Genomic DNA, 5,484 nt, shown 5'->3' on the forward strand with positions numbered 1-5,484 from the left:
GGTATGCGCAAAAAAGAGGATCTTTCCCGCTGATTTCGCAGAAAAACAAAATAATAAATCTGCGAAAATCCATTTGATCTGCGGGAACAACCTTGCCTATGTTTCCTGCTAATTACGCAGATCACCGCAGAAACAACTTCCAAATCCGCCAGAATCTATTTGCAATACCATTTTACCCACATTTTACTTACTTTTGCCATCAAATGAGTCTAAAAAAGAAATTTGCCAGAGAAAGTTTTACCATCATGAACGAATTGGTATTACCAAACGATACCAACACCTTAAACAACCTAATGGGTGGGCGTTTGCTCCATTGGATGGATATTGCAGCGGCAATTTCGGCTCAAAAACACTGTAACCGTATTGTGGTAACTGCTTCGGTTGATAACGTTTCTTTTAAGCAACCCATTAAATTAGGTGATGTAATTACCATTGAGGCCAAAGTGACGAGAGCTTTTAATACTTCAGTAGAAGTTCGATTAGATGTTTGGGCAGAGAATATTCCAAGTGGTGCACGCCAAAAAAGTAATGAGGCTTATTATACCTTTGTTGCGGTAGATCAGAGTGCCCGTACCATCCCTGTGCCAGAACTAATACCAGAAACACCCGAAGAAATTGACTTATTTGACGGGGCTTTACGCCGCAGGCAATTGCGTTTGGTTTTAGGTGGAAAAATGAACCCTGATGATGCCAGCGAGCTAAAGGCTCTTTTCTTTAAAGCATAATTTTTACATTAAATTTCTTTTTGCTTAGCATGATTGTTTTATTTTAGCGGTTTACCCTACGCTGAAAAATATGACAACTTATACCATCCTTATTATTTTAAGCGGATTAGTTATTTTCTCTTATCTGTTTGATTTAGTGGCAAGTAAAACCAAAGTACCATCGGTTTTATTGCTGCTCCTTCTAGGTATTGGTTTACGTTTGCTGGTCGATAACCTTAAGATACAAACCTTCAATTTCCTCTCCATTCTACCAACATTGGGTACCGTAGGCTTAATTTTAATTGTTTTTGAGGGTTCTCTCGAGCTTAAATACGACCGGCATAAAAACAAGGTTATACGCAGTGCTTTTTTCTCTGCCCTAAGCATTTTAATGGGAACTATTGTGGTAATAACCAGTATTATCTACCAGATTACTCACCACGATTTATATACCTGTATTGCAAATGCCATTCCCTTTAGCGTAATCAGCTCAGCTATTGCCATCCCTTCCGCAGCGGCATTAAACAATACCGATAAAGAATTTGTAATTTATGAATCTTCTTTCTCTGATATTTTAGGCATTATCATCTTCAATTTTGCCATTACCAACCATTCGATCAATACGTCTGCTTTTATTGGCTTAGGTTTAAGTACCTTCCTCATCCTTTTACTATCGGCCATTGCCTGTGTGGTGTTATTGTATGTAATGGGCCGATTGGTACACCACATTAAATTCTTCTTAATTATAGCCATACTGATACTGGTTTATGCCATTGGTCAGTCTTACCACTTATCCTCTCTGGTGTTGATTTTGAGCACAGGCCTGTTTCTGAATAATGCCGATACGATTGAGAATGCCTGGTTTAGAAGTGTCTTTTTATACAAAAATTTAACAGCCGATTTATCCCAGCTCTATCAGTTATCGGCCGAAAGTGCTTTTATTCTGCGTACTTTTTTCTTCGTTATTTTTGGCTTTACCATGAATATTGGCGACCTGAACAACAAAATTGTACTGGCCAACGGCTTTTTCATTTTAATATCGATTTACATTATCAGAGTGGTATTTCTCAAAATATTCAAAAAAGAAAACCTGAGTCCGATTTTATACATTGCACCCCGCGGCTTAATTAGCATTTTGCTTTATTTCAACCTGCCAGCTTCCTTAAAAATACCTGAGGTGGGTACGCCATTCCTGTTCCTGGTTGTACTGGGATCGAGTATTGTAATGACGTTGGGGATAACCTTAAGCAAGAGAAATAGTGCGGTTCATTAGTTCATTGGTTCATTGGTTCATTGGGTTGATCGTATAGATTCTAATAGAATGATCGTCATCTCGACTGTAGCGCAGTCCCGACATTAAGTCGGGAGAGAGATCTATCTAGACAGATATATCTTCATTTGTTTAAACCGGTTAATCCACTCCAAACGCCCAACGCCACACGCCAAACACCTAAGGTTTAAATGAAGATGAAATGCTTTTTAGCTGGTTCAGCTCGGCCAGCACATTGGGATTGGCCTGATAATAAATGGAATAATAACTGAGTTCGTTTAACTTATTTCTATCTATTTTATTAAAGTTAAAACGTGCTAAATTCGGATTAATGGCATGGATAGGCAGTGCAACAGCATTTGCCATTGCGGTAAAAACCACAGAGAATACAGTTGCCGCTGCGTCTTCCTTAAAAGTAGGTTCTTCCTTGCCCCATTTATCAACCATTTTACCAGCTGTATTCATTTTATATTCTTCTGCCCGATCTTCACCAATTTTAATAAAACTCATTCCTTCATAGCCCTTTTTAATCGTTCTGATCTGCACGGTTTTAATTTCATTAATCGGAACCTTAATAAATTCGCCATCATGATTTAGGATCGCATCTACTGAATCTACTTTGTATAAAATCCCTTTGTATTTTCCATTTTGGGTTTTTAGAATGGCAATGTAAGGTTTTATGCTTTGAGCATTCACTAAAGTAATGGAGAGGAAAAAGAGGAGCGTAAAATAGATGGTTTTCATGTTGAGGTATTAAGAGACAGTTAAATTTAATATAATATTTTAAATATTTAACATTTCTGTCACGGTGAGGGCTTAAAAATCAATACAAATGACAGATGATTTTTAGTGTAGTGATTTTTGAGCGGAATCGTCATTGCGAGAATGCTTTTTCAGCCGACGAAGCAATCTTACAACTATCGCTAGTAGCGACCGCATTAAGATTGCTTCGTCGTTCCTCCTCGCAATGACGATTCTTTTTATTGTAATCTGTTAATGGTCACAGAGTCGAAGTGCTAGAACAAATAGCTCCCGGTCTCTCGGATGAATCGGGGAAGAATTATACAGACGCTAAGGTTGATTTTAAACAATTAATTAACCCTACCATAGACAGAATCCATTAGCAGGTCGTCATTCCCGCGCATGCGGGAATCTTAAAGCGCTTGCATTACGATTATTCATAAGTTTTCCTTTTTTCAGAGGCATTCATGAGCACTCCGTGGTTCCCAATCGAGTTGGGAATGACGATCTCACGCAGCCTACTATTTTGCCAAAAAGATTTGTCTTTTATATTGATTTTATGAAACAATTACTCCTCAGGATGACAATTTCTCGCTTGAACCGACTTCATTGATTAATGATTAAAAGGTTAATTGTTTAAATCGGTTAACTGAATTCGAACTCGTAATCGACTAAAGACTGCAGACTCAAGACTTCGGACTAAGCCCCCATTTCCAAAATCTTATCAAATTCTTCTGCTTTTAATGGCATGACAGATAAACGACCCTGGCGCACCAATGAAATATCAACCAAACTCGGCTCAGCTTTGATCTGCTCTAAAGAAACCGGATTTTTCAGGCTTTCTACAGGCGATAAGTCAACCACTACCCAGTTGGCATCATCAGTAGTTGGATCCTGGTAAAACTCCCTTACTACTTTTGCAATACCCACTACATTTTTACCTTCGTTACTATGATAAAAAAGCACCAAATCTCCTTCTTGCATGGCTTTTAGGTTATTTCTGGCCTGATAATTACGCACACCATCCCAAAAGGTACGGCCATCCTGATTAAATTTTTCCCAACTGTATTTAAAAGGCTCTGATTTTACTAACCAATGATTCATTCTGCTTTTTATTTATTTCAATTATTTACCCTCAAAACTAACAAAATGGAATGGATTAGGAAATATAATGAAGAGATAAGTGATAACGTAAATAAGATGATATACTTACTTATGTGTAATTATGGTTTCCCGTATTGAGGATTAAGATTAAACTAATAATTTAGATAAACTAAATAAATTTTAAACTCTTCATCTTCTCTTTACAATAGATCATCTGAGTGTTAGCGCTTATAAACGTTTAACAAATACCAAAGTGTACAAATAATGAAGGTTTTTATGATTTTTTAGTACCGTATATTCGGGAGTTAGCCGTCATTATACAAACAACACCCTGCATTAAGAATGAACATAAAAACAATAGAGATAACGAACATTAAAGGCATTGGACACAAGCTGTTTACCCTTGACTTAGTTCCTGACAGACCGAACATATTAGTTGCTCCGAACGGGTTTGGAAAAAGCTCCTTCGCTATCGGATTTGATTCTTTAAGAAGCAACAAAATTGAATTAGACGACAAAAACTATTATCTAAAAGATGCTAACAATAGACCTATATTAACTCTCACTTTGACAACAGGGCAAACGCTTGTTGCAGACGATACTCAAAATACAATTTCGAATTACTTTGATGTGTTTGTTATAAATAATCAGACTGAGCCAAAATCTGTGGTACAGAAAATTCCCGGACGTTCAGCATTTGCAAAAACTTCTCTTGATATAATGCCAACTACGTTAATCCAAACTATACCTCCAAAAATTTCTTTTGATTATAATTCTTCTACCATGAAATCAACATTCGGTGCAAATGGTAGCAAATTGTTGAATAACATTTCAAACCTATTTAACTATGGACATCTCTTCTTCAGAATTGAAAGTGAAATTGACTTTACTCGCTTCAGCTTAAAACCATATCGACAAACTTTCGATTCTGCTTTTCCTGCTATCAATAGACAAAATGGAACAGGTAATTCTATTAAAGGATGGATTCAATCGAATATTTTACCATCATTTCAAGCTTTGGACGAGTTTAGAAAGTTAGTAGACATAATTACTTCATTTGGTTTCGTTGAGGTTAAGGATGAAGTGAACGCATATCTTACAGCATGGCAAATACTTTCGGTTAAAGATAGAATGGGGGGCAACTTCAAAAAAGCTTCTAAATATCTATATTATCTTGATGAAAAAGATGATTTTACTAAAACAATTGAATCCTTCAACCCAGTAAAGGATAGATTCGACATTAAACCAAAAGTTGAAGGAAACAGCCTTGTTGTAAGATGGCCAAAGGCACATGAAATATCGAATGGCCAAAGAGATATTTTAACTTTCATTGCCCTGCTTTTAAAATCAAGAAGGAATTTCAAGAAAAACGATTGCATACTTATAATAGATGAAATATTTGATTATATGGATGATGCAAATCTTATAACATTTCAATATTATGTTTCAACATTCATAGATGAAATGAAAAGACAGAAGCGTAGGATATTCCCCATTTTATTAACGCATCTTGACCCATTATTCTTCAACCATTTCTGTTTTAATGACACAAAAATTAAGGTAGGTTATTTGAAAGAGCCAAATGTAAAATCTAATCAAAACATATTAAAAATTATCTATAAGCGTGACGACTCAAGTATCAAAGTCCAAGTAGATGCATACTAC

The 5,484-nt window shown here is 36.2% G+C and carries 5 protein-coding genes; 3 read left to right on the plus strand and 2 right to left on the minus strand.

Going from position 1 to position 5,484, the window contains the following annotated elements; translation table 11 throughout:
- Positions 1-203: 203 nt before the first annotated feature.
- Positions 204-725: an acyl-CoA thioesterase gene (locus AC1DPQ_RS16195; protein WP_029275086.1), complete on the plus strand. Its 522-nt coding sequence runs from the start codon at positions 204-206 to the stop codon at positions 723-725.
- Between the two features lie 70 nt (positions 726-795).
- On the plus strand, positions 796-1,977 hold the full coding sequence (locus tag AC1DPQ_RS16200; protein ID WP_477582042.1) for a cation:proton antiporter: 1,182 nt from the start codon (positions 796-798) through the stop codon (positions 1,975-1,977).
- A gap of 177 nt (positions 1,978-2,154) precedes the next feature.
- Here the strand turns inward: AC1DPQ_RS16200 and AC1DPQ_RS16205 are convergent, their stop codons facing one another.
- Both AC1DPQ_RS16205 and AC1DPQ_RS16210 read right to left on the minus strand, forming a co-directional pair.
- A complete protein-coding gene (locus AC1DPQ_RS16205; protein ID WP_477610245.1) occupies positions 2,155-2,718 on the minus strand; it encodes a hypothetical protein in 564 nt (187 codons plus the stop codon).
- A 696-nt stretch (positions 2,719-3,414) separates the two neighbouring features.
- Positions 3,415-3,819: an EVE domain-containing protein gene (locus tag AC1DPQ_RS16210; protein WP_029275089.1), complete on the minus strand. Its 405-nt coding sequence runs from the start codon at positions 3,817-3,819 to the stop codon at positions 3,415-3,417.
- A 342-nt stretch (positions 3,820-4,161) separates the two neighbouring features.
- Between AC1DPQ_RS16210 and AC1DPQ_RS16215 the strand changes: the two genes are divergently transcribed.
- Positions 4,162-5,484: hypothetical protein (locus AC1DPQ_RS16215; protein ID WP_477610246.1), on the plus strand; the 1,323-nt coding region annotated here is incomplete at its 3' end.

This window comes from Pedobacter sp. 01T416_2, from assembly GCF_056398925.1.

What these genes read in the sequence shown, in the direction of transcription:
- AC1DPQ_RS16195 (WP_029275086.1), top strand. Translation starts at nt 204, where the DNA reads ATGAGTCTAAAAAAGAAATTTGCCAGAGAAAGTTTTACCATCATGAAC.
- AC1DPQ_RS16200 (WP_477582042.1), top strand. Translation starts at nt 796, where the DNA reads ATGACAACTTATACCATCCTTATTATTTTAAGCGGATTAGTTATTTTC.
- AC1DPQ_RS16205 (WP_477610245.1), bottom strand. Translation starts at nt 2,718, where the DNA reads ATGAAAACCATCTATTTTACGCTCCTCTTTTTCCTCTCCATTACTTTA.
- AC1DPQ_RS16210 (WP_029275089.1), bottom strand. Translation starts at nt 3,819, where the DNA reads ATGAATCATTGGTTAGTAAAATCAGAGCCTTTTAAATACAGTTGGGAA.